Source organism: Lactiplantibacillus xiangfangensis, from assembly GCF_001438845.1.
GTDB lineage: Bacteria > Bacillota > Bacilli > Lactobacillales > Lactobacillaceae > Lactiplantibacillus > Lactiplantibacillus xiangfangensis.
The window spans coordinates 1-1,720 of the sequence record NZ_JQCL01000071.1 but is presented as its reverse complement, the minus strand read 5'-3'; the positions used below and the strand labels follow the sequence as shown (position 1 = coordinate 1,720).

At 42.3% G+C, this 1,720-nt stretch carries 2 protein-coding genes and 1 pseudogene; 1 reads left to right on the top strand and 2 read right to left on the bottom strand.

From position 1 onward, the window contains the following. Positions 1-6 precede the first annotated feature (6 nt). Positions 7-69, top strand: coding sequence for a putative holin-like toxin (locus tag IV64_RS14675; protein WP_222843308.1), 63 nt, complete (start codon positions 7-9; stop codon positions 67-69). A 156-nt stretch (positions 70-225) separates the two neighbouring features. On the opposite strand, the pseudogene IV64_RS07975 reads toward IV64_RS14675, so the two are convergent. Together IV64_RS07975 and IV64_RS07970 are read right to left on the bottom strand one after the other, a co-directional pair. Then, positions 226-1,350: pseudogene (locus tag IV64_RS07975) on the bottom strand (ArdC-like ssDNA-binding domain-containing protein). 3 nt (positions 1,351-1,353) lie between these two features. Further along, positions 1,354-1,569 carry a hypothetical protein gene (locus tag IV64_RS07970; RefSeq protein ID WP_039106706.1) on the bottom strand — a complete coding sequence of 72 codons (216 nt, stop codon included), beginning with the start codon at positions 1,567-1,569 and terminating at the stop codon, positions 1,354-1,356. Positions 1,570-1,720: the final 151 nt, after the last annotated feature.

The window sequence follows — 1,720 nt, the reverse complement described above, 5'->3', positions numbered from 1 at the left end:
TCGTTGATGTTGCTGTTTGGCACGTTTTTAATCGCGCTACTCAGCTATATCGACAAGCACCACAAATAAAAAAGCCGCCCCGATTATAACTTTGGCGAGTTACGGGACGACATTAATATAGTTTTGTAATTATGCCACCGCCTTTGAAGCGGCTTGCGTGGGAAGTCCTGTTTTCGGCGGGGCTTCCTTTTCTGTTTCCATTATAGCATGCCCTTTAAAAACTGGCTAACGTTTTAGACTTTGATCGGGTTCAGAATCTGGTTGTTTAATTTCTGGATTCTTTTTAGCAAATGCTTGCAGTTACTTTTGTGTTCGCTCACTGATTTCATGGTGTACATCATTTAATTTATTTTTTAGTTCTGATTTTTGTTGTGGATTAGTTGCTTGCTGAACTTGTTGTTGCAAGCCTTGATAGGACTTATTAAGATCATGGGCTGATAGCTTTTTTAGATCATGCGCAGGCTCTTTTGGGGCTTCTTGTAAGCCTAATTGTTTGGTTAAGCCATCGCTAAGTTCAATCACTTTGTTGCTAACTTGCTGGATTTCACTTAAAGCACTATGGATCACGGCTTTATCTTTAGCCCAGGTGGCCACGTAACCGAGTGAGTAGTTGCTGGTATCAACGCCAATATTTTGCATGGCAACATATGCGACCGCTTCGGCCTGGGTTTCCTGATAGGCTCGTGGCCGATCTTTAAAGGCTGATTTTATGCCGTGTAGCTGGCTATGCGCATATTCGTGGTATAACGTCTTTAGTTTCAAAGCATTGTCAGGCTCATCGCCACCAATGACGATTTCATTAGTGCTGGGTTGAAAATACCCCTTAGCCCCATTTAGCGTCGCTAAAGGCACTTCACTGACTTTAAGGTCGGTTTGCTGGTTTAAATAATCTTTGAACGCGTTATATAAGCTTGTCACATTCTGATGATCGGCCAAATTTTCTTTGACAAAGTCTTTAGCACTTAACACTGGTTCACCGCTAGTTTGTGCCACATCAAAGACGGGTAGATAGCGATAACCGACAATGGCGCGCTCATCGGTGGTATCAAGATGCTTCTGCTCGGCTGGTGTTAGCTTCTTAATGATCGGAGCCGCAATCCGAATCGCTTTTGCGCCCCGGTTGACGGTGCGGTTAAAAGCCTTCTGCCATTGCTTAAAACCGGCGACTTGAGTGGCTTGAGGATTTTGCGCATAAATTAAATCAATGTTTCTGGCGCTATAACGATGAAATTTAGCCAGGGTATTGAGATACTTTTTAAATTGGTCACTATCAGTTAATTTTAGGATTTGCTGTTCAGCCTGGGCGACTAATTGTGCTTTCCAAGCCTTAACATTTGCTTTATTTGGCATAAGTTACCCCTCCTCATCTTCAAAAATATCATTCAGTATGGGAGCCACTTTTGTTTGAATTGAGGTCGTGCCATAAAGGGCAACGTAACCGTCAGACAATTTTTGCCAAGCCACTTGATAATAGGCTCCGTTACCAGTGATTTCTTTTAGATACTTGTAGGTTCCTTTAGCCTGCAAAACTGGTAATTCACTCCCAATGACTTCTAATTTATTATCCATTTTATGATCTCCTTTGCTTTGCTAATCTCACCCGTTGTTTAGGTTTACTTTTGGCTTTATAAAGGTGAACCTAAACAACGGGTTCACCAACCCGCAACAACGTGCAGGGCGGTAGGCAGGTTCTAATCAAAATCAAAACTTAATTTATGGC